Raw genomic sequence first — 22,500 nt, 5'->3', positions numbered from 1 at the left:
CTTGTGTTATAATAACACAGTTATGGACTCGAAAATAGAATGTGGAGTGGAATAATGACAAATTTACGTCAAGACATTAGAAATATTGCAATTATAGCTCACGTTGACCATGGTAAAACGACATTGGTTGACCAATTATTACAACAATCTGGTACTTTTCGTTCAAACGAAAATGTCGCAGAAAGAGCAATGGACTCGAACGACATCGAACGTGAACGTGGTATTACAATTTTAGCGAAGAATACAGCAGTAAACTACGAAGGTACTCGTATCAATATTCTAGATACACCAGGACATGCCGATTTCGGTGGAGAAGTTGAACGTATCCTGAAAATGGTTGACGGTGTACTTTTAGTTGTAGATGCATATGAAGGTTGTATGCCTCAAACTCGTTTTGTGTTGAAAAAAGCATTAGAACAAAAATTAACACCAATCGTAGTAGTAAACAAAGTTGATAAAGATTCAGCACGTCCTACAGAAGTAGTGGATGAAGTAATCGATTTATTAATCGAATTAGGTGCTGATGAAGATCAATTAGAATTCCCAGTCGTATTTGCTTCTGGTGTAAATGGTACTGCATCACTTGATTCAGACCCAGCTAAACAAGAAGATAATATGAAATGCTTATTTGAGGAAATTATTAGTCACATCCCAGCACCAGCTGATACTCGTGATGAACCTTTACAATTCCAAGTAGCATTACTTGATTATAATGACTATGTTGGCCGTATCGGTATCGGTCGTGTATTCCGCGGTAAAATCCATGTTGGACAACAAGTTGCACTTATGAAACTTGATGGCACTGTGAAAAATTTCCGTGTAACTAAAATCTTTGGTTTCTTCGGATTAAAACGTGAAGAAGTTGAAGAAGCATACTCAGGTGATTTAATTGCTGTTTCAGGTATGGAAGACATTAACGTAGGTGAAACTGTTTGTCCAACTGAACACCAAGAAGCTTTAACACCATTACGTATCGATGAACCAACATTACAAATGACTTTCTTAGTAAATAACTCACCTTTTGCAGGTCGCGAAGGTAAATGGGTAACATCACGTAAAATTGAAGAACGTTTACGCGCTCAATTACAAACAGATGTAAGTTTACGTGTAGAAGATACTAATTCTCCAGATGCTTGGACTGTTTCAGGTCGTGGTGAACTTCACCTATCGATTCTGATCGAAAACATGCGTCGTGAAGGTTATGAATTACAAGTATCTAAACCAAAAGTTATCATTAAAGAAATCGATGGTGTAAAATGTGAACCATTTGAACGTGTACAAATTGATGTACCTGAAGATGCTGTAGGTTCAATTATTGAATCATTAGGTTTACGTAAAGGTGAAATGTTAGATATGGTGAACAATGGTAGTGGCCAAGTTCGTTTAATCTTCATGGTACCTGCTCGTGGATTAATTGGTTACACAACTGAATTTATGTCTTTAACAAAAGGTTTCGGTATTATCAACCACACATTCGATAGCTATCAACCATTACTATCTGGTAAAATTGGTGGACGTCGTCAAGGCGTACTTGTTTCTATGGAAACAGGTAAATCAACTACTTATGGTATGATGCAAATTGAAGACCGTGGTACACTATTTGTTGAACCAGGTACTGATATTTATGAAGGTATGATTGTTGGTGAAAATACACGTGATGCAGACATTACTGTTAATATCATCAAAATGAAGCAAAAAACAAACATCCGTTCAGCTAACAAAGACCAAACGAATGTTATTAAAAAACCTCGTATTTTAACTCTTGAAGAAGCATTAGAATACTTGGCTGATGATGAGTACTGTGAAGTAACACCAGAATCTATTCGCCTTCGTAAACAAATTCTAAATAAAAACGAACGCGAAAAAGCAGCTAAGAAATCACGTAGCGCTGAGTAATCATTCGCTAAACGAAAGGAAGGAAAGTCTTGGATATTAAATCCGGTTTTTTAAGTGAACTGAATTTTATTCAACTTGCCGCACCTGATGTATCAAATAAAGATGCATTTGTATTTGATAAAATGTATCCGGTAGCCAAGTATGTTTATCAAACTGCATCTGATTTTAGTGTTGCTAGTAATATTTTGTTAGTGGTTATTTTTGCATTATCGATTGTTGTTTACAATCTAGGGTTTGCGAAAAAACTTAAGTTTTGGCAAAATATCGTTATTTATTTCTTCTTGTTTGTTGGCTGTATCTTTTTGACATTCTTTGCAACTTATTTACCTGTAGTAGAAGGATTATTGATTATCGCACTTGTGCTAATCATGTATAAAATTGGTTTGCGTAGAGATAAAAAAGCACAAACAGTACAATAATGGTCTAGTAAATCACATAAAAAAGAGCAATTGAGGACAAGCTAATAGCTGAATCTCAATTGCTCTTTTTATATTTTATTTAACCAACATTACATAGAATAACTAGAATTCATCTTCGACAAGCGAGTGTTTTTTTCTAAAGATAAATCGACCAGTTGCTATACGGGCATTTGTTCTTTCTGAAATCCGATCATGACATATAGGACACATATACGTATGGATAGGACGATTTCGCAATTTTTTTGCTTCTGGTGAATAATCGGGTAATTCATTAATAGAATCGCAAATGACACACTTAACTCGCATCGTTTAAGTCCCTCCTATTCTACTCGAATCGCTACAAGACCTTTAATTGGGTTCTCTACATTTGAACCGTCACCGTTGATTACATAAACAGGACCGTTATCAGTTAGCATTTTACCGTCTTGGCTATATTTTAAGATAAGGGACTCAGCATCTTCTATGGAGAAGTTATATTCAGAGCCATCTCGGCATTCTAGAATAACTGAAGTTGCACCATCTTTAATTTCTGCATTGTTAAGGAAAGGTTTTAATATGATACCAAATGTGCCGGTCATCATGTGTTTTTTCTCGAATTTCCGTTCGGATTTTAAAGTTGGTGGAAATGTGGCGCCCTCCATAATTTCACGTGACCAGTGCTTACCTGCTTTTTCCATGTATTCTTCGTCAGCGTTTACAATTACTCGTTCTTCAGTAAAATATGTGTCTAGATCTAATTTACGATCATCAAAAATCCAAACGGTTGGATCTAATGTGATAGCAAAATTCACGGCACCTTTAATTTGAATGATAGATTCCATGTTAATTCCTCCTTGAATAGTACATTCCATATCTCAGTATACAGCTAATTTATGTAGTTAATAAAGAAATAAAATTGGTTACACGGTTTACTTAGTTATATACTTGCAATTTTACTGCGCAAAAGATAAACTTTATTAAGATAGAATAGAAGAAATATCAGGTAATGGGGGCGTCCTCATGGATACAAAATCGCAAAGTTCATATCAGGAGAAGGCATTGGAACTCCTTATTGCTGACGCAGATAAAATTGCTAAGCTTATTAGAGTGCAGATGGAGCATTTAACAATGCCACAATGCCCACTATACGAAGAGGTTTTAGATACACAAATGTTTGGCTTATCACGCGAAATTGATTTTGCAGTTAAGTTAGGCTTGCTTGAACGTGAAAAGGGAAGAGAGATTCTTGATTCACTGGAAAAAGAATTATCTGTGTTGCATGATGCATTTACAGAGAAATAAGTAAAAAACTCAAACACGCTGTTGTTTGGGTTTTTTTGCTACAAGATGAGTAAAAGAGGTATTCGCATGAAAACATACTTAAAAAGATATGCAAGGAATTTCGATTATCCACTGTTTTTTACATATTTATTACTATGCCTTTTTGGGCTAGTAATGATTTATAGTGCCAGTATGGTCTGGTCAGCAAGTAAACTAGGTTACAGTGCAGATTATTTTTATAAAAAGCAAATTACGAATCTATGTCTTGGTTCTGTAGCATTTGTTGTAGGGGCGTTTATTCCCTACAAGATTTATAAAGAAAATAAGATGATAGTATTTATGTTAAGTGTCATGTTCGCTTTGTTATTAGCCGTTTACTTTTTTGGTTTTAGTCCTGGTAATTCAGGAGCGAAAAGTTGGCTAAAACTTGGGTTTGCTAATTTACAACCATCAGAATTTGTAAAGATTATTATCATCCTTTATTTCTCAGCTGTATTTGCAAAGAAATATGAAAAGGGAAAGATAGATAATATTAATGAATCTATCATACCGCCTATTCTTGTATTATTTGCCGCGTCTTTCCTTGTCTTTATTGAACCGGATTTAGGTACGCTACTGATCATTCTATTTATTGGTGTATCGGTTATTGCGGCGAGTGGGATCAAATTAAAAACCTTCAATAAAATTTTAGGCGTTTTAATAGGATGTATGGCAATTGCTTCGATTGGTATTTTCTTTATAAGAGATAGTATTTTTACTGAAAAACGTATGGGGCGTATTCAAGCTTATTTTAATCCCTTTGAAGATGAACAAGTTTTTGGCTATCAAATGGTTAATGGTTACTTAGCGATAGGTGCTGGAGGCATTAAGGGGCTAGGTTTAGGTCAATCTGTACAAAAAATGGGTTATTTACCAGAACCGCAAACAGATTTTATTTTAGCGATTATTGCAGAAGAATTGGGCACATTCGGGGTCGCGATTGTGTTAGGTGGTTTAGGCTTTATTGTAATTCGAGCATTGCTTATTGCCTTACGAACAAAGGATCCAATGGCAAGAATGATAGCAGCTGGTATTGCTAGTATGATAGGGTTTCAAACGTTTATAAATGTCGGTGGATTAACAGGGATTATACCGTTAACTGGTGTACCGCTGCCCTTTATTAGTTATGGCGGAACTTCGATAATTTTGTTATCTTTAGCTATGGGGATTCTCATAAACGTCTCCATGTTTGTTAAAAGGGAAAGGAATAAAGTCTAGGGGGTAAGGGAAATGGCAATTAAAAAAATTCTAGTGGCAAACCGTGGTGAAATAGCGATTCGCGTGTTTCGAGCGTGTACGGAACTAAATATAACAACAGTAGCAATCTATTCGAGAGAGGATAGTGGCTCGTATCACCGTTACAAAGCTGATGAAGCATATCTTGTTGGTGATGGTAAGAAACCTATAGATGCATACTTAGATATAGAAGGAATTTTAGCGATAGCAAAAGATGCAGGAGTAGACGCAATCCACCCCGGTTATGGATTTTTATCTGAAAACTTAGATTTTGCAAAACGTTGTGAAGAAGAGGGCGTTATTTTCATCGGTCCAACTTCTAATCATTTAGATATGTTTGGTGACAAAGTAAAAGCTCGTGAACAAGCTGTCGCAGCCAATATTCCAGTGATTCCTGGAACAGATGGACCTGTTGCATCTATTGATGAGGTGTTAGCGTTTGGTGAGGAGTATGGCTTCCCATTAATGATAAAAGCTGCACTTGGTGGTGGAGGACGCGGTATGCGCGTTGTACACTCTGCTGATGATGCATTAGAAGCTTATGATAGAGCCAAGTCAGAAGCGAAAGCAGCATTTGGATCTGATGAAGTGTATGTTGAGAAATTTGTAGACAAGCCAAAGCATATTGAAGTACAGATTTTAGGAGACAAAGAAGGCAATATTGTTCATTTATATGAGCGTGATTGTTCTATTCAACGTCGTCATCAAAAGGTTGTTGAAATTGCACCTTCAAACTCAATTACACCTGAATTACGTGAAGAAATATGCCAAGCTGCAATAAAATTAATGAAAAATGTGTCCTATATAAATGCTGGGACTGTAGAATTTTTAGTAGCGGGTAATCAATTTTATTTCATCGAAGTTAATCCTCGTATCCAAGTAGAGCATACGATTACAGAAATGGTTACAGGGATTGATATTGTACATGCACAAATTAAAATTGCAGAGGGTTTATCTTTACATAGTGAAGAAATTGGCATCCCTGAGCAATCACAAATCCCACTTTTTGGATTTGCTATTCAATCTCGTGTAACGACTGAAGATCCATTAAATAATTTCATGCCTGACACGGGTAAATTGATGGTTTATCGTTCAAGTGGAGGTTTTGGAGTACGCTTAGATGCAGGAAATGGCTTCCAAGGGGCAGTTATTTCACCATATTATGACTCATTACTTGTTAAAGTTTCAACTTGGGGAATGACATTTAAAGAAGCAGCAGCTAAGATGGATCGAAATCTACAAGAATTCCGTATTCGTGGTATTAAAACGAATATTCCGTTTTTAGAAAATGTTGTTCGTCATCCGAATTTTATAGATGGTAAGTTTGATACAAGTTTCATCGATACAACGCAAGAACTATTTTTATTCTCACCGCGTAAAGACCGTGGTACAAAATTATTAAGTTATATCGGCAATGTTACGGTTAATGGCTTCCCTGGTATTGAATATCAACAGAAACCGATTTTCTCGAAACCCCATAAACCAGATATTAAAATTGTACAATCAATTCCATCTGGCACTAAACAAATTTTAGATGAACGTGGTCCAGAAGGTCTTGTACAATGGATAAAAGAGCAAGATGATGTACTGTTAACAGATACAACTATGCGAGATGCTCACCAATCATTGCTGGCGACTCGTGTACGCTCACGTGATATGTTCAATATTGCAGATGAAACAGCACAAATTATGCATAATTTCTTCTCACTAGAAATGTGGGGAGGTGCAACCTTTGACGTTGCATATCGTTTCTTAAAAGAGGACCCATGGGATCGTTTAATTAAACTACGTGAGAAAATGCCAAATGTGCTATTCCAAATGCTATTGCGTGGTGCGAACGCAGTAGGTTATAAAAACTATTCAGATAATATTATTAAAGAGTTTATCTCAAAATCAGCAGATGCAGGAATTGATGTATTCCGTATTTTCGACAGTTTGAACTGGATTAAAGGTATGGAAGTAGCCATTGATGCAACAAGACAGTCGGGTAAGATTGCAGAAGCTGCTATTTGCTACACAGGAGACATTCTAGATGACTCTAGAGCGAAATATACAGTGCAATACTATAAAGACATGGCGAAGGAATTAGAGGCTGCTGGAGCTCATATTTTAGCTATTAAAGATATGGCAGGTTTATTAAAGCCAGAAGCAGCTTATCGGTTAATTTCTGAATTAAAGGCATCGACAGATTTACCAATTCATTTGCATACACATGATACAAGTGGCAATGGTATCTATTTATATGCTAAAGCAATTGAAGCTGGTGTTGATATTATTGATACAGCGCTAGGCTCAATGGCAGGTCTAACTTCGCAACCAAGTGCTAATTCACTTTACTATGCGATGAAAGGTAGCAAACGCCAAGTAAGAGCAGACATTGAAGGACTAGAAAAACTTTCTTATTATTGGGAAGATATTCGAAAATATTACAGCGACTTTGAAAGTGGCATGAATAGCCCACATTCTGAAATATACGTTCATGAAATGCCGGGAGGTCAATATAGTAACTTACAACAGCAAGCTAAAGGTGTCGGACTTGGCGACCGTTGGGAAGAAGTGAAAAGTATGTATTCCCGCGTAAACTTGTTATTTGGAGATGTTGTTAAAGTAACACCTTCTTCAAAAGTAGTAGGTGATATGGCATTATTCATGGTTCAAAATGATTTAGATGAAGAATCAGTCATTGAACGTGGTAAAACAATTGATTTTCCAGACTCAGTAATTGAATTCTTCCAAGGTTATTTAGGACAGCCATATGGTGGATTCCCAGAAGAATTACAAAAAGTAATTTTAAAAGACCGTGAAGCGATTACTGTAAGACCGGGAGAATTATTAGAGCCAATAGATTTAAAAGAACTTCGCGATGAATTATTTAAAAAATATAATCGTCCGATTACAAGTCATGAAGTACTTGCGACAGCTTTATATCCAAAAGTCTTTGAAGATTACATGAAGACAGTAGATATGTTTGGAGATGTATCAGTATTAGATACGCCAACATTCTTATATGGTTTAAGACTTGGCGAAGAGATTGAAGTTGAAATAGAAAAAGGTAAAACACTTATCATTAAGCTAGTATCCATTGGGGAAGCTCAATATGATGGTACACGTGTCCTTTACTTTGAATTAAACGGTCAACCTCGTGAAATTATTATTCAAGATATGACAGTTGAGGTAGATGGAGATCGTAAAGCGAAAGCAGACCCTGCAAATCCAGATCAAATTGGCGCAACAATGCCAGGTACAGTATTGAAAGTAGCTATTTCTAAAGGTAGCCCTGTAAAACGCGGTGAGCATTTGCTGATTACAGAAGCTATGAAAATGGAAACGACTGTTCAAGCACCTAAGGACGGCGTGATAAAAGAAATTTATGTAGCTGCTGGAGATGCAATTTCAACGGGTGATTTACTAATCGAAATGGAATAACTAGAAAAAACACGCCTTTGCATTTGCAAAGGCGTGTTTTATATTGTTTAGTTAAAATATTTAGTTACTTTTTTGATTTTGTCGACTTCTAGATAATAATAGAATCATATAGCACAATAAACCAAATAATAATGTGATTAATAGTGAATGTAGTAATGCTAATAAGATATTTAAGCGAGAAAGTACTACAGCCATACCCGCTAACACTTGAAGAGAAACTATTATTAGTGCAATGATCCAACCCCAATAGAGGACACGTTGTTCTTTATAATGTTTAATAGCATGAATAGCAATGAATAAAATCCAAACAAAGATTAATCCAGCTGCAAAGCGATGCCCCATTTGAACCCACTCATAGAAATTAGTAGGTAATCCAATATTGTTGTTATTACATAATGGCCAATCTGGACAAATTAAACTAGCATTTGTATGACGTACTAAGGCACCTGTATATACTACGAGATAAGAATAGATTGTAACACCTATTGTATGTCTCTTTAACGTATTGCCAATAATGACCTTGTCCGCATCAAATTTTTGGTCAACTTCGAAAATAATTAATGTGAGTAAGAGTACTGCTGCAAATGAAAGAAGTGATATACCAAAATGAAGTGCTAATATAAAATCGCCTTGTCCCCATAAAACTTGAGCAGCACCGATTAATGCTTGTGCAATTAAGAAGAATAATGCCATGAAAGATAAGAATTTCACTTCACGAATATGTCCTAATACTCTCCAAGCCCAAACTGTCAAAATCAAAATAAGAAATGACACAGCTCCAGTTACAACACGATGGGAAAATTCGATTAACACTTCTGTAGTAATTTCTTTTGGTATTAGAGAACCGTTACAATCAGGCCAGTTTCTACCACAGCCCATACCACTATCAGTTTTTGTGACGAGTGCTCCGCCCAGTAAAATGAGCAACATTCCAATTGTTGCAGCAACAGCAAACCATTTCATGTATTTACTATATTGCATAATTGCCACCTACTTTATATATAGTAATCACCTTTTAAAGGTGGTACCTGCCTTTCTGATGATAGCGAAAATAGGACCAAAAAACAACTTGTATAGAGTATTGTCATTCTAAAGAGAAAATGATTTCACAAATTGTTCATAATTTCGTACAAGAACCTTCACAATTAAAACAAGAAAATGATTTACTATAGATATGTTGTGTCAGAGAAACCGGTTACATCTACCCTTCGACATGAAATTTCACTTTCTGTCTAGAAATCAACGCTATTTTTCGTTATAGTAGGGTTAACGGAATATGCTTACCAATCGAAAGGAGGGGTAATATGTCAAATGGTCGTATATTGTCTGCTAATGGAAACTCGGAACCTGAAACAAGTTCTCTAGTAAAAGACTTTTTAGCACTTATCAAAATTGGCATTGTTAATTCCAATTTAGTTACTACTTTTACAGGACTTTGGTTGGCCTTTCAATTCACGGATAAACATTTTTTACAAGAATTGAATATCATGTTCTTTACTTTAGTAGGTGCGGCATTCATTATTGCAGGATCTGGAGCGATGAATAATTATATTGATCAAGATATTGATCCAATAATGAAACGGACAAAGTCAAGACCGACAGTTACAGGTAGATTTAAACCGAGCCTTGTATTGACAATCGCTCTCTCTCTTTTAATTGTAGGTGAATTTTTGTTATTTATGGCATCTTTTGCTGCCGGTGTGTGGGGACTTGCAGGCATACTAAGTTACGTAGTCTTGTACTCCATGTGGTCAAAGAGAAGGCATGTAAGTAATACCGTTGTAGGAAGTATTTCAGGAGCTATTCCACCACTAATCGGCTGGGCTGCTGTTGAACCGTCACTTGGTTTTGGAGCATTGGCACTATTTTTGATAATGTTTGTATGGCAACCACCGCATTTTTATGCACTTGCTATGAAACGTACTGAAGAATACAGAGCAGCCAATATTCCAATGCTTCCAGTTGTTAAAGGCTTTGCAAGAACTAAACGTTCAATGTTAGTATGGGTATTATTGTTATTCCCATTACCATTTCTGCTTATGAAGCTCGGAATAGGATTTATTATTCTCGCAACAGTATTGAACCTTGGTTGGTTCGCACTTGCTTTAACGGGTTTTAAAGCGACAGATGATATAAAATGGGCGAATAAGATGTTTATTTATTCATTAAATTATATGACCATTTTATTTGTTTCAATGATCATTTTCTCTGTCTTTGCCTAACTTTGGGATTCTTTCTTTAAAGGAATTCATATAGAATGAACCACAGTCCTAGTTACACATGTAAATACAACAAAGAAAGAGGGGTTTAATTAAGCTATGATGAAAGGGCTTAAAAAATGGCGTCTATTCGGATTGCTAGCAGCACTAACGATTTTCCTTTCAGGTTGTGGCGAAGAGTATTTATCAACTTTAACTCCAGCGGGTCAAGTTGGTAAAGATCAATACAATCTACTGCTATTATCAACTGCAATTATGACGTTTGTTATTATCGTAGTGGTTATCATCTACGTGCTTGCTATTGTTAAGTTCCGACGTAAAAAAGTTGGGGAAAATACAATTCCAAAACAAGTTGAAGGTAGCCATACACTAGAAATTATTTGGACAGCAATTCCAATCGTTTTATTATTAATCTTAGCTGTACCAACTGTAAGTTTAACTTACAAATTCGCTGATACTAAAGCGATGGAAGCGAAAGACGCTGATGGTAACGCGAAAGCGGTTACTGTAAACGTAACTGCTAAATTATATTGGTGGGAATTCGAATACCCTGAACAAGGTATCGTAACTTCTCAAGAATTAGTAGTACCGACAGGTCAGAAAGTTTACTTTAATTTAAAAGCTGCTGACGTAAAACACTCATTCTGGATTCCAGCTATCGGTGGTAAAATGGATACGAACGTTGATAATATCAACAAGTTCTATTTGACATTTGATAAAGAATCAGACGGTTTGAAAGACGGAGTATTTTATGGTAAATGTGCTGAACTTTGTGGTCCTTCACATGCTTTAATGGATTTCAAAGTTAAGACACTAAGCCAAGATAACTTCGACAATTGGGTTGATAACATGCAAGCTACTAAAGGGAAAACAGCTGATAAAAAATCAACTGATTTAGGTGAACAAGTATTCGCTAATAGTTGTATTTCATGTCACGCAGTTTCTGGTGAAGGTACTGGAGGCGGAGTTGCACCTAACTTAGCTGCATTTGGAGATCGTAACCGTGTTGCTGGTTTCCTTGAACACTCAGAAGATGGTATTAAAGACTGGATTAAAAACTCACAAGAGCTTAAACCAGGGAACATAATGCCAGAAGAAAAAGCTTTAAATAATGGTAAAGAATTCACAGATGAAGAGCTTGATGCTTTAGCCGCATACTTAATGGGTCTATCTGTAGAAAAATAATTTGATTTAAATCATATTGAGGGAGGTTAAAGTTGTGAGCTCAACAGCAAAGAAAAAGGGCTTTGGCGCAACTATCTGGGACTACTTAACAACAGTAGACCATAAAAAAATCGCCATTCTTTACCTTATTGCCGGTACGTTCTTCTTCGTAGTCGGTGGTATAGAAGCAATGCTTATTCGTATCCAACTTGCAAAACCAGATAACGATTTTGTGAGTGCGGGTCTTTTCAATGAAATTATTACAATGCATGGTACAACAATGATATTCTTAGCTGCAATGCCATTGTTATTTGCATTTATGAACGCCGCTGTACCATTACAAATTGGTGCACGTGATGTTGCTTTCCCATTCCTAAACTCTTTAGGTTTTTGGTTATTCTTATTTGGTGGTATTTTCTTGAACCTTTCATGGTTCTTAGGTGGAGCTCCTGATGCAGGTTGGACTTCTTATGCATCATTATCTCTAGCATCACCAGGTCATGGTATTGATTTTTATGCTTTAGGTTTACAAATCTCAGGTGCGGGTACACTAATCGCGGGGATTAACTTCCTTGTAACGATTATTAACATGCGTGCACCAGGTATGACATATATGCGTATGCCATTATTCACATGGACTACATTTGTAGCGTCTGCTTTAATTTTATTCGCATTCCCTCCACTTACAGTGGGATTATTCTTTATGATTTTCGACCGTATGTTCGATGCTAACTTCTTTGATCATATTAATGGTGGTAATACAGTTATCTGGGAGCACTTATTCTGGATCTTTGGTCACCCTGAAGTATATATCTTAGTACTTCCTGCATTCGGTTTATTCTCTGAGATTTTCGCGACATTCGCAAGAAAACGCTTATTCGGTTACTCTTCAATGGTATTCGCGACTATCTTAATCGGTTTCTTAGGCTTCATGGTATGGGCTCACCATATGTTTACTGTAGGTCTTGGACCAACTGCAAACGCAATCTTCGCAGTAGCGACAATGGCGATTGCTGTACCAACGGGTATGAAAGTATTCAACTGGTTATTAACAATTTGGGGCGGTAACATTAAAGTTACGACACCAATGCTTTATGCATTAGGTTTCATCCCATCATTCGTAGCTGGTGGGGTAACAGGGGTAATGCAAGCATCTGCACCTCTTGATTACCAACTACATGATTCTTATTTCATCGTAGCTCACTTCCATTACGTTATCGTTGGTGGTATCGTATTAGCATTATTTGCTTCAGCACATTATTACTGGCCTTTAATGTTCAATCAAATGTTAAATGAAACTCTTGGTAAGATTACATTCGTATTCTTCTTTGTTGGGTTCCACTGTACATTCTTTGTTCAACATTTCTTAGGCTTAATGGGTATGCCACGCCGTGTGTTCACATTCATGGGCGGACAAGGTTGGGACCAATTCAACTTAATTAGTACGGTTGGTGCTTTCTTAATGGCAATCGGTGTTATTTTACTAGTAGTAAACGTAATTATCACTGCTATTAAAAACGAACCAGCAGGACGCGATCCATGGAAAGATGGACGTACTCTTGAGTGGGCTATTCCACAACCAGTACCATATTATAACTTTAAACAAACTCCACTTGTTCGTGGATTAGATACTTTTTGGATTGAAAAAATGGAAGGAAACAAAGAGGGTATGACATATGCTGAGCCTATTTCAGATATCCATATGCCAAACAACTCATTCATTCCATTCATGATTTCACTTGGTTTATTCGTTGCAGCATTTGGTGCACTTTATCACCAAGATGCAGATAAAACTTGGTCAATTCCAGTATTAATTATTGGTTTAGCGATTACATTCGCTTCAATGATTACTCGTTCGCTTAAAGATGATTTAGGTTATCATATTCATAAAGAGGAATTAATGAATGAAAAAGGGGGTAAACACTAATGGATTTAAATAAGAAATTTACCCCACAATCTTGGCCAGCACATCCAGAGAACTCTACACTTGAAGGGAAAAACAAAACATTAGGTTTTTGGATTTTCCTTGGCGGTGAAACAGTTTTATTTGCGACTTTATTTGCGACTTTCTTAGCGCTAAAAAATAAAGGACCAGCTGGAATGGAATTCTCAACTCAAAGTCTTTTTGAGTTACCACTTGCTTTTATTATGACGATGTTACTATTAACTTCTTCATTAACAAGTGTTTACGCTATGTATCATATGAAAAACTATAATTTCAAGGCAATGCAAGCTTGGTTAATCGTAACTGTTTTATTAGGTTTAGGATTCCTAGGTCTTGAAATTTATGAGTTCTATCACTATGTACATCTTGGTTTTACATTTACTCAAAGTGCATTCGGTTCTTCATTCTACACTTTAGTAGGTACTCACGGATTGCACGTAATTCTAGGTTTAGCTTGGTTTATCCTTCTAATGCTACGTAACTCTAAACGTGGTTTAAACCTTTATAATGCGCCTAAGTACTACTTAGCTTCATTATATTGGCACTTTATCGACGTAGTTTGGGTATTCATCTTCACTGTAGTTTACTTGATGGGAGTGTTGGGCTAATGTCACATGACGTTGAAGCACGTACAAGAAGTAAACACGAGTATGAATATGCTCGTAAACGCGCAAACCAAGGTATGCGTAATCAAGTAACAGTATTTGCGATTATGATCTTCTTAACATTCATCGCATTTGCTGCAGTTCAAGCAGGAATGTCTGCTTACTTAGTTGCACCACTTATTTTATTATTTGCAGCTGTACAAGTAGCGCTACAATTGTATTACTTTATGCACTGGAGCGAAAAAGGTCATGGAATGGCACAATTCTTCATGTACTCTGCAGCATTTATCGCTTTTACAATGATTCTTGCTTTTGTAACAATCATTTGGTGGTAAGAACCAGAGCAAAAAAACCGAGTCTACTACAGGCTCGGTTTTTTGCTTTTTTGCTAGATAGTGTTTGAAGAAGTGATTAAACTTTAAGTATTAAAGTCTCGAATCGTTTTTTTCTCACGTCAAACTCTGAAAAGATGACTTTGGTTCGAAAGTTCCAGTGCTTGTCGAGTCTGAACGAGCGCCTTAAGCATTAAAGTAAAAATTGTCATGATTCGTTCATTGAAGTTCGTGGGGTTGGGACTTATAATGGAGGTATTGAGACTAAAGGAGCGAAATACTATGCCTCTAAGTATATTTGGATTTCAAGCAATGTGGAGCCCTTATTTAATAGGCGTCATTTTGTTTTTAACTGTACTATATTTTCTTATTACTGTTAAATGGAGAACGGACTTCAAAGATAGTGAACCTTTGAAGAAACGTGAGGCGATTAATTTCGTAATCAGTATGATATTGCTATATATTGTTATGGGTTCGCCAGTCGATTTAATGGCTCATATTATGTTTACAATGCATATGGTGCAAATGGCTTTACTACTTTTATTAATACCGATTTTCTTGATTCAAGGGATTCCAAATTGGTTATGGAAGTATGTCATTGAATTACCTTATATCAAACCTGTATTTCATTTTATGACTAAACCTATGTTTGCATTAGCATTTTTCGTTGCATTATTCTCTTTTTATCATATTCCAATGATTTTGGACTATATAAAACTAAATGAAACGTTACATGGGTTGTATACATTACTTCTGTTCGTATCAGCATTATTTATGTACTGGCCGCTTATTAATTCTGTAGAGGGACAACCTCGTATGAAGGATTTACACAAAGTTGGCTATATTATCGGAAATGCGGTTCTTATTACACCTGCTTGTGCGTTAATTATTTTTGCTTCATCTCCATTCTATGCTACATATACAGATGGTGAATTGTGGATGAAAGCAATGGAATTATGTGTACCTGTATCAACATTAGCAGGACTATCATTATCAGGACCTGAATTATTTACTAATATGGACCCTATGTACGATCAACAGCTAGGCGGGATTATCATGAAGATTATTCAGGAAATTATCTTTGCATCTGTATTAGGTAAAGTATTTGTTAGATGGTATCGTAATGAACAAGAAAACGCGGAAGAAATTACGCAAAAAGCTTTATTGGAAAGACAACAACTAAATGCTAATCAATATCACTAATTACAAAAAGATTGTTAGGAGAAAAACGCATGAATTTACCTATTTTACCTACAATTAGTACAACCTTTATTGCATTAAGTGCTATCTTAGTAGCAATTGGTTGGGCACTAATTAAGCAAAGAAAAATTGAAGCGCATAAAAAAACAATGATAGCAGCTGCAATATCAGCATTATTATTCTTTATCATTTACGTATCACGTACTGTATTTATTGGTAATACAGCATTTGGTGGACCAGATAATTTGAAAATCTATTATACGATTTTCCTTGTGTTCCATATCTGCTTGGCAACTACAGGTGCCGTTTTCGGTATCGTAACATTATTAGCAGGATTCCAAAATAACCTTGTACGTCATCGTAAAATTGGACCAATTACAAGTGTAATTTGGTTCTTCACAGCCATTACAGGCGTAGCAGTATATACATTACTTTATGTATTATACAAAGGTGGAGAAACAACTTCAGTTATTAAAGCTATTTTAAGTAATTAAAGCTAAAAAGCTGTTCCCTTATTATTTTTGGGAGCAGCTTTTTTATTTAATAAATTTACTTAGTAATCCAGCTTCCTTCGCTGTTATAAATACCATGACAATTAATGGACCTATAAAAAAACCTAAAAACCCAAATAATTGCAGGCCAATATACATACTGATTAATGTAGCAAGTGGAGGTAATCCGATTTGAGCACTCATAACCTTCGTCTCTAAGATTTGGCGAAGAATTATAATGACAATCGCTAATAGTGCCAATTTGATACCCATTGCCATTTGATCGGTTAACATAGCGTAAATGGCCCAAGGAGCTAATATAACAATGGCACCTAAAATAGGTAATAAATCGACAAACCAAATGATTAAAGCCATTATAATGGCGTATTTAGGAACAATGAATAGCAAAGCGCAAAAAGTAACAACTAAAACAGATAAGCTAACGATTAATTCAGCTTTAATATAACCAAATAATACAATATGGAGTTTTTGAAAAAGTACTTTCCACTTTTCTGCCTTATTTTGAGAGATATATGAATTAAACTTTTTTTTGAGTTTCGGCATTTCAGACATAAATAAAAAGAGAGCAAACATATAAACAAGTAAATTGAGTAAAAAAAACGGTAGCTTAGATACGATCATTTTTAACCTATCGTAGTTAAAAAAATTGATAAATGAGGATTGAAGCCTTTCGATGACTCTGTCAATACCAAGTTGAATTTCAGTAATTACTTCAATAGGTAGATCGTGAGTAATCTTTGCTAATCGGTTTTGAAGGTTCATCCAAGAAGCGGTTAATTGATCGAAAAGTTCAGGAGCTATTTTTGATAAATGAGAGACTTGAGTGATAGCATTTGTGATGGCGAAATACAGGATACTTGATAATAGGATTAAAAAGAGAGAGAATAAAACGATGACTGAAAATCGTCTAGAATTAATCCATTTTCGTTGTAGAAGTTGTATAAGTGGCTCAAGCAACAGGGCAGTCACAAGAGATAGTAAAATTGGTATAGATGCTGGAATCAAAATGTATAATAGTAATAGAACAATAATGGTTAGTAAGACTTTTTTTAATGTACTAAAAAAATTGGATTTAGCCAATTAAATCACCTATCTTTTAAATTTACGCTCATAGTATGGATAAATTTCTAATTTTTATCCAATAAAAAAAAGTGCTGAAAGATACCAGCACTTCAATTAAACTATTAAGCATGAATTTCAAATGATTTAATTTGTTTTTCAAGAGATTTCAAAATTTCTTGGCAAGATTTTACTAGATGAGCAGGGAATGCTTCACCTTCACCATATTCTACGCCGTGTGGGAAGTAGTGTTTACCAAGAGCTGGTTTTAATAGTGTAATCATTGCATCATTAGCGCCGATGTCACCGTCTTTTGTGAAACCGAATACACGTAGGTAGAATGTACCTTCACGTACATCAAAGCGTCTGTCCCAAGTTACGCGTTCATAGTCCCAGCCTGTAGCACGGATTAAACCATGTTCGCGCATAAGATCATCAAGAAGTGTAATGTCAGCTAAAGTGTTTTCAAGTCCTGTATTTTCGAAATACATAAATTTCGTCCTCCTTTGACTCATCGTACCATATATACGTTCCATTTTATAATAGAGCAAAAGTGCATCGGTTGCAATGACAACATTGTGAATACATCACGGCAATTGGTATAATATAATAACTAAACAAATTGGGGAGAGGCCATGTGAAAGCGTTATTTCGAATATTAATTATATTAGCAGCTATATTAGTTGTTTTCTTCTATACAAATCAGTCCGTAAAGGAAAATGAACTATTAACAGCTCCAAATTCACAAGGGAAAGTAATACCTAATCAAGATGTTCCAAATGTGAATGATAAGGCAATACCTAGACCAAAAGATGGCTTATCTATATTAGTAGGAAAGTCTACTAATGCTTTAGAAAAATTAAAAGGCAAGCCTAACCGAGTAGAACCTTCTGCTTACGGCTATGAATGGTGGGTATACGATGAGGGTTATGATGATTATTTAATGGTTGGTGTGGAGGGACGTAAAGTAACACAAGTGTATATTGCAGGTGTTAATGGTGCAGCGAATCCTTTTAAGATAGGTCAGTCTTTAGATGATATATATCGATCTACTATTATTGATGCGGAAGTCAATGTGCAAATCGATGAAAATATTTACACTTTTATTTTAGATGAAGAAGATATGAAGACACGTATTTTAACGATGTATGATGGTTTATATGCACAAATGTATTTTGATGCGACAGATCGAACCTTACAGGCAGTACGCTTTATAGACGGAGAAACGCTTGTGAAACAGCAGCCTTATGATATGACATATGTCGGCGATATGATTACACCAAACGTACCTTCATCGTATTTACAAGTTGAAATAGATTTAGCGAATCAGCGACAACTTTTTGATTTGACGAACGTTTATCGTACTCAAAAAGGTTTACAAGCTTTAAACGCAGCAATTGATTTAAACAGTATTGCTCAAAGTCATGCTGCAAGTTTAGCGCTTGGTAATTTTTCAAAAGAGGGCATTCAGCCGGATACTTTAAAAGAGCGATTAAAAAATGCAGTTGTTAATTTTGATATGGCAGCAGAAAATATTGCGGAGGATTACTTAGATGCTCCTGAAGCAATTAATGGATTACTTAATTCAGAGAAACACCGAGACACATTATTAAATGAAGATTATAATCAGCTCGGCTCAGGTGCTTTCGGTAAACACTTTTCACAGGTGTTTATTCAAAGTATAGATAGTATATCAGATGAGCCATGATGAATAGCAGGTATGATTAGTGTTCCTTGGTCCATAGAAAAAGTATTTCGAATATGCAGTGTGAGATGGTGTTTTTCAGCCGTCTCCGCTGCTTTTTTTTGCACTATGGGATGGCTATCATTCAGTAACTCGTGGAATTCCGGATACGTTAATTTCGCAATTAATTCTGCGTTAGCATTAATTTTAGGATTGTAAGTCATAACTCCAGGGACGTCTTTATAGTATTCAATAAATTGTGCCTTCAAGGCAGCCCCAAGTAGCGCCGCGGTTAAATCACTACCGCCACGTCCTAACGTAGTAATATCTCCCTCAGCAGTGGTACCTTGAAAACCAGGGATGATGACGCAAGAAGTCTCACTTAATGCTTTTTCTATAGCTGTTGTGTGAACAGCGTGGATCTCTGCGTCACCGAAGTTATCAGATGTCTCAATGCCAATGCCTTGACCATATAACAATGTATTATTGATACCACTTTGTTCTAATTCAGCTGAAATGACAGCTGCGGCAATCATTTCTCCACATGCTGCAACGAGGTCTTTGGATTTAGAATCATTTTTAAAAGCGCTTGTTAAGGTTAACAAGGTATCAGTGGCATATGCATCTCCACCGCGGCCCATAGCTGAAACAACAATAACTGCCTTTTCAAATTTATGAATAGCCTTACGTATATGAAGGATGCAATGTTTACGCGAAGCTTCGGATTGCATTGCGATTCCACCAAACTTTTGAATAATCATAGTGAATACTCCCATCTTTCTTCGTGTCATTTTGTGCACTCTCTTCATACGATACAAGTGAATAGCGGATTGTAATAATGTATTCGATGATGTTAAAAACGTGCAGGAGGAAAGCAGTTGATCTTAGCAGAGCTTATCAAGGATTGGCCTTGTGAAGTACAGGGCGGCTCGATACGTGAAGAAATAAGTGGAATAACTGATGTTGCAGAACAAATCCAGCCAGGTAATATTTTCGTTGCAAGGAAAGGAAAACTGCATAATGGTTGGAATTTTGTTTCCGAAGCAGTGGCAAAAGGAGCAGTAGCCATTGTATATGATCAAGACCAGCCAATTGAACATTTAGAAGTGCCGCATGTTTGGGTACCAGATTGTTCTACATTTTTATCCTATGCATGTAAAGCTATTGTAGGGGATAAAATTGAGTTATTGACTATCATTGGGGTGACCGGAACAAATGGCAAGACAACTGTAACACATTTCATTGGGCAAATATTACAAAAGCTAGGAGCTAAAGTAGCTGTACTTGGCACATTAGGATTATGGATAAATGGTGAGCGTCAGAATCAGAATACTTCCTCTATGACCACACCACCTCCAACTTATTTGTACCCGATTTTTGCGCAATGCGTAGAATTGGGCGTGAAGTATATTATTATAGAAGCATCTTCTTTAGGATTATCGCAACATCGATTAGATCATTGCCCATTTAACTACGGAGTATATTTAAATATGAGTAGAGACCATTATGATGAACATGGCAGTAAGGAGAAGTATGAATTAGCCAAGAGAAAATTAGCCACTTTAGCAAATAAAATAATCGTTAACGCTGACGATCCATTTTGTTTAAATATGAAACAGCATCATGTAAGATCCTTTACTTTTGGTCGACATCGATCAGCGGATATTAGTGTTATTCATAAAGAGATTGAAGGTACTTCCACAGTTTTACTTGTGCAGTATTTGGAAAATCCAGTTGAACTAACGATGCCATTTGTAGGAGAGCACCACCAACAAAATGTATTAGCAGCAGTAGCAACTGTACAGCAACTTGGATACCCTCTCCAAATCATTGCGCCAAGCATTCCTTATCTCAAATTGCCTTCAGGAAGACAACAAGAAGTAGAAAACGATCTCGGTATACGAATTGTCATAGATTACGCTCATACACCAAGTGCTCTTGTAGCTGTTTTACAATCTCTAAAATTAGTATCGAAAAAGAAATTAATAGTTGTTTTTGGTTGTGGGGGAGATCGGGATCATGGAAAACGTCGTGAGATGGGGAAAGTGGCGGATAGCTACGCTCATAAAATATGGTTAACAAGTGACAATCCTCGTAGAGAACAAGCAGATATGATTATTGCCCAAATTGCACAGGGCATAGATCTGACTCCATATGCAATTAAAATTAATCGAAAACAAGCGATTGAAAGTGCAATAGCTGAGGCTATTCCGGGTGATACTGTTTTAATTGCGGGAAAGGGGCATGAAACGACTCAAATAATTGGTAATGAAGTCGTCCCATTTTCAGATTATGAAATTGCTAAAGAATATATAAAACTATTAAAAACAAGACTTAATGACGAAAAATGAGCCAGTTGCAAATGCAATATTTTCCAATTTATTTTTTAATTGAAGATTCGAGTACGAAAGTACAACTATTTTGATGGAGGTACTCGTTAAAATATCGTAAAGTAGTTTGCAACTCATATTTAGAAAAACTTCTTGATAAAATATTAGTAAGGTTCTTATTATATAGAACACCCCAAATTTTCAATTGAATAACATTAGAAATCAGACGTATTCGGTTTCTCTTATAAATTTATTTCACATTATTTGCCTAAATTAGAGAGACCTGAAATTATTTATAGGAAAATCACAATGATTCTATCAAAACGAAGGATGAATATTTACATCCTTCGTTTTTTCTATTGACTAATAAGTAATTTGGAAAATGATTTATTAATGGTGAGGAAAAAAATCCTTTAATAATTATAATAAGTCCTAGTTTTAAGTATTCTTAGAATTTTCTTTTTTTAAAATAGTCGTACAAGTAATGCTCCTTGAATATGATGCAAAGACACTATTATATCGGAGGGGTATTTCATGAATTCCATAGTTCCCTACTTCTTTTTAGGGGTATCTTTAGCTACACCAATTGGCCCTGTAAAAGCAACTTTATTAAATACAGGTATTAAAAATGGATTTTTCCATGCTTGGTTTTTCGGGCTTGGTGCAGTCGTCACCGATATTTTATATATGGTCATGGTGTACTTTGGCATTGGACACTTTATAGAAATACCTTTTATAAAAACGCTACTTTGGTCATTCGGCTTTTTCGTACTTATGTACACAGGGATTGAGAATCTTCTTACATTACATACTATTGAGGTGGATTCAAAATTTGGGAAAGTAGTTCGATTAAGACATTCATTATTATCAGGTTTTTTAATGGCATTGCTAAATCCATTAACAATCCTTTTTTGGTTAGGTATATATGGATCGGTCCTTGTCGGAGGAGCGGGAACATTATCAGGGATGGAAATAATTCTCTATAGTGTATTTATATTACTAGGAATTTCTTTAGTCGATTTAATAATGGCCACTATTTCAGGTGGTTCAAGAAAAATTTTATCGTCCTCTTTTTTGAAAATCGTTTCTATTATTTCATCTCTATCGATGATTGGATTCGGTATTTATTTTGGTATTCAAGCTTACCATTCAATTTTTTAATTTGTCACTATGT

The 22,500-nt window shown here is 35.8% G+C and carries 21 protein-coding genes; 15 read left to right on the top strand and 6 right to left on the bottom strand.

Annotation, left to right across the window (positions count from 1 at the left end):
• Positions 1-54: 54 nt before the first annotated feature.
• Both typA and MKY02_RS17280 read left to right on the top strand, forming a co-directional pair.
• Entirely contained in the window at positions 55-1,896 is a 1,842-nt protein-coding gene (gene typA, locus MKY02_RS17285) for a translational GTPase TypA (RefSeq protein WP_038183666.1), read from the top strand.
• A 29-nt stretch (positions 1,897-1,925) separates the two neighbouring features.
• On the top strand, positions 1,926-2,315 hold the full coding sequence (locus MKY02_RS17280) for a YlaH-like family protein (protein ID WP_038183669.1): 390 nt from the start codon (positions 1,926-1,928) through the stop codon (positions 2,313-2,315).
• Positions 2,316-2,417: 102 nt separating this feature from the next.
• Here MKY02_RS17280 and MKY02_RS17275 read toward each other — a convergent pair whose 3' ends face one another.
• Positions 2,418-2,621, bottom strand: a complete 204-nt coding sequence (locus MKY02_RS17275) for a YlaI family protein (RefSeq protein WP_038183673.1) — start codon at positions 2,619-2,621, stop codon at positions 2,418-2,420.
• 14 nt (positions 2,622-2,635) lie between these two features.
• Positions 2,636-3,136 carry a hypothetical protein gene (locus MKY02_RS17270; RefSeq protein WP_038183675.1) on the bottom strand — a complete coding sequence of 167 codons (501 nt, stop codon included), beginning with the start codon at positions 3,134-3,136 and terminating at the stop codon, positions 2,636-2,638.
• A gap of 178 nt (positions 3,137-3,314) precedes the next feature.
• On the opposite strand from MKY02_RS17270, the gene MKY02_RS17265 reads away from it, so the two are divergent.
• The 3 genes from MKY02_RS17265 to pyc all read left to right on the top strand — a co-directional run bounded on the left by MKY02_RS17265 (position 3,315) and on the right by pyc (position 8,276).
• The gene (locus MKY02_RS17265) at positions 3,315-3,596 is read left to right on the top strand and encodes a YlaN family protein (protein ID WP_038183678.1); all 282 of its coding nucleotides are present in this window, start codon (positions 3,315-3,317) and stop codon (positions 3,594-3,596) included.
• Between the two features lie 66 nt (positions 3,597-3,662).
• A complete protein-coding gene (locus MKY02_RS17260) occupies positions 3,663-4,832 on the top strand; it encodes an FtsW/RodA/SpoVE family cell cycle protein (RefSeq protein ID WP_038183681.1) in 1,170 nt (389 codons plus the stop codon).
• Between the two features lie 12 nt (positions 4,833-4,844).
• A complete protein-coding gene (gene pyc / locus MKY02_RS17255) occupies positions 4,845-8,276 on the top strand; it encodes a pyruvate carboxylase (protein WP_076065441.1) in 3,432 nt (1,143 codons plus the stop codon).
• Positions 8,277-8,336: 60 nt separating this feature from the next.
• On the opposite strand, the gene MKY02_RS17250 is transcribed toward pyc, so the two are convergent.
• A complete protein-coding gene (locus tag MKY02_RS17250) occupies positions 8,337-9,257 on the bottom strand; it encodes a COX15/CtaA family protein (RefSeq protein WP_038183687.1) in 921 nt (306 codons plus the stop codon).
• Positions 9,258-9,580: 323 nt separating this feature from the next.
• Between MKY02_RS17250 and cyoE the strand changes: the two genes are divergently transcribed.
• The 7 genes from cyoE (at position 9,581) to MKY02_RS17215 (ending at position 16,235) form a co-directional block, all read left to right on the top strand.
• Entirely contained in the window at positions 9,581-10,498 is a 918-nt protein-coding gene (cyoE, locus tag MKY02_RS17245; protein ID WP_038183690.1) for a heme o synthase, read from the top strand.
• 96 nt (positions 10,499-10,594) lie between these two features.
• The gene (gene coxB / locus MKY02_RS17240) at positions 10,595-11,680 is read left to right on the top strand and encodes a cytochrome c oxidase subunit II (protein ID WP_038183693.1); all 1,086 of its coding nucleotides are present in this window, start codon (positions 10,595-10,597) and stop codon (positions 11,678-11,680) included.
• Between the two features lie 34 nt (positions 11,681-11,714).
• Complete coding sequence (ctaD, locus tag MKY02_RS17235; protein WP_038183696.1) at positions 11,715-13,586, top strand: cytochrome c oxidase subunit I; 1,872 nt, start codon at positions 11,715-11,717, stop codon at positions 13,584-13,586.
• Complete coding sequence (locus MKY02_RS17230; RefSeq protein WP_038183699.1) at positions 13,586-14,212, top strand: cytochrome (ubi)quinol oxidase subunit III; 627 nt, start codon at positions 13,586-13,588, stop codon at positions 14,210-14,212. The genes ctaD and MKY02_RS17230 overlap by 1 nt, the downstream gene beginning before the upstream one ends.
• Positions 14,212-14,544, top strand: coding sequence for a cytochrome C oxidase subunit IV family protein (locus tag MKY02_RS17225; RefSeq protein ID WP_038183700.1), 333 nt, complete (start codon positions 14,212-14,214; stop codon positions 14,542-14,544). The genes MKY02_RS17230 and MKY02_RS17225 overlap by 1 nt, the downstream gene beginning before the upstream one ends.
• Positions 14,545-14,823: 279 nt before the next feature.
• The gene (gene ctaG, locus MKY02_RS17220; RefSeq protein ID WP_038183703.1) at positions 14,824-15,744 is read left to right on the top strand and encodes a cytochrome c oxidase assembly factor CtaG; all 921 of its coding nucleotides are present in this window, start codon (positions 14,824-14,826) and stop codon (positions 15,742-15,744) included.
• A 29-nt stretch (positions 15,745-15,773) separates the two neighbouring features.
• Positions 15,774-16,235 (top strand): DUF420 domain-containing protein, encoded by a 462-nt coding sequence (locus MKY02_RS17215; RefSeq protein WP_038183705.1) that lies wholly within the window; start codon positions 15,774-15,776, stop codon positions 16,233-16,235.
• A 42-nt stretch (positions 16,236-16,277) separates the two neighbouring features.
• Here MKY02_RS17215 and ytvI read toward each other — a convergent pair whose 3' ends face one another.
• On the bottom strand, positions 16,278-17,333 hold the full coding sequence (ytvI, locus tag MKY02_RS17210; protein WP_038183708.1) for a sporulation integral membrane protein YtvI: 1,056 nt from the start codon (positions 17,331-17,333) through the stop codon (positions 16,278-16,280).
• 104 nt (positions 17,334-17,437) lie between these two features.
• On the bottom strand, positions 17,438-17,803 hold the full coding sequence (locus MKY02_RS17205; protein ID WP_038183710.1) for a YugN family protein: 366 nt from the start codon (positions 17,801-17,803) through the stop codon (positions 17,438-17,440).
• A gap of 146 nt (positions 17,804-17,949) precedes the next feature.
• Here MKY02_RS17205 and MKY02_RS17200 point away from each other — a divergent pair, with 146 nt between their 5' ends.
• Positions 17,950-19,020 (top strand): CAP domain-containing protein, encoded by a 1,071-nt coding sequence (locus MKY02_RS17200; RefSeq protein WP_038183713.1) that lies wholly within the window; start codon positions 17,950-17,952, stop codon positions 19,018-19,020.
• Here the strand turns inward: MKY02_RS17200 and MKY02_RS17195 are convergent.
• A complete protein-coding gene (locus MKY02_RS17195) occupies positions 18,987-19,757 on the bottom strand; it encodes an amino acid kinase family protein (RefSeq protein ID WP_038183727.1) in 771 nt (256 codons plus the stop codon). The two genes, MKY02_RS17200 and MKY02_RS17195, sit on opposite strands and share 34 nt — an antisense overlap.
• Positions 19,758-19,874: 117 nt before the next feature.
• On the opposite strand from MKY02_RS17195, the gene MKY02_RS17190 reads away from it, so the two are divergent.
• Together MKY02_RS17190 and MKY02_RS17185 are read left to right on the top strand one after the other, a co-directional pair.
• Positions 19,875-21,347, top strand: coding sequence for a UDP-N-acetylmuramoyl-L-alanyl-D-glutamate--2,6-diaminopimelate ligase (locus tag MKY02_RS17190; RefSeq protein WP_038183731.1), 1,473 nt, complete (start codon positions 19,875-19,877; stop codon positions 21,345-21,347).
• 513 nt (positions 21,348-21,860) lie between these two features.
• Positions 21,861-22,487 (top strand): LysE family transporter, encoded by a 627-nt coding sequence (locus MKY02_RS17185; RefSeq protein WP_076034039.1) that lies wholly within the window; start codon positions 21,861-21,863, stop codon positions 22,485-22,487.
• Positions 22,488-22,500 lie beyond the last annotated feature (13 nt).

The organism is Viridibacillus sp. FSL R5-0888 (assembly GCF_038009105.1).
Classification (GTDB): Bacteria; Bacillota; Bacilli; order Bacillales_A; family Planococcaceae; genus Viridibacillus; species Viridibacillus arenosi.
The sequence above is the reverse complement of the archived record's forward strand: the minus strand, read 5'-3'. Positions and strand labels throughout refer to the sequence as shown.

Excerpts from the sequence above, each read along its gene's own strand:
- MKY02_RS17215 (WP_038183705.1), top strand. The coding sequence starts at position 15,774 with ATGAATTTACCTATTTTACCTACAATTAGTACAACCTTTATTGCATTA.
- coxB (WP_038183693.1), top strand. The coding sequence starts at position 10,595 with ATGATGAAAGGGCTTAAAAAATGGCGTCTATTCGGATTGCTAGCAGCA.
- typA (WP_038183666.1), top strand. The coding sequence starts at position 55 with ATGACAAATTTACGTCAAGACATTAGAAATATTGCAATTATAGCTCAC.
- MKY02_RS17230 (WP_038183699.1), top strand. The coding sequence starts at position 13,586 with ATGGATTTAAATAAGAAATTTACCCCACAATCTTGGCCAGCACATCCA.
- MKY02_RS17205 (WP_038183710.1), bottom strand. The coding sequence starts at position 17,803 with ATGTATTTCGAAAATACAGGACTTGAAAACACTTTAGCTGACATTACA.
- pyc (WP_076065441.1), top strand. The coding sequence starts at position 4,845 with ATGGCAATTAAAAAAATTCTAGTGGCAAACCGTGGTGAAATAGCGATT.
- MKY02_RS17225 (WP_038183700.1), top strand. The coding sequence starts at position 14,212 with ATGTCACATGACGTTGAAGCACGTACAAGAAGTAAACACGAGTATGAA.
- ctaG (WP_038183703.1), top strand. The coding sequence starts at position 14,824 with ATGCCTCTAAGTATATTTGGATTTCAAGCAATGTGGAGCCCTTATTTA.
- MKY02_RS17185 (WP_076034039.1), top strand. The coding sequence starts at position 21,861 with ATGAATTCCATAGTTCCCTACTTCTTTTTAGGGGTATCTTTAGCTACA.
- MKY02_RS17260 (WP_038183681.1), top strand. The coding sequence starts at position 3,663 with ATGAAAACATACTTAAAAAGATATGCAAGGAATTTCGATTATCCACTG.
- MKY02_RS17250 (WP_038183687.1), bottom strand. The coding sequence starts at position 9,257 with ATGCAATATAGTAAATACATGAAATGGTTTGCTGTTGCTGCAACAATT.
- MKY02_RS17270 (WP_038183675.1), bottom strand. The coding sequence starts at position 3,136 with ATGGAATCTATCATTCAAATTAAAGGTGCCGTGAATTTTGCTATCACA.
- MKY02_RS17275 (WP_038183673.1), bottom strand. The coding sequence starts at position 2,621 with ATGCGAGTTAAGTGTGTCATTTGCGATTCTATTAATGAATTACCCGAT.
- cyoE (WP_038183690.1), top strand. The coding sequence starts at position 9,581 with ATGTCAAATGGTCGTATATTGTCTGCTAATGGAAACTCGGAACCTGAA.
- MKY02_RS17265 (WP_038183678.1), top strand. The coding sequence starts at position 3,315 with ATGGATACAAAATCGCAAAGTTCATATCAGGAGAAGGCATTGGAACTC.
- MKY02_RS17195 (WP_038183727.1), bottom strand. The coding sequence starts at position 19,757 with ATGATTATTCAAAAGTTTGGTGGAATCGCAATGCAATCCGAAGCTTCG.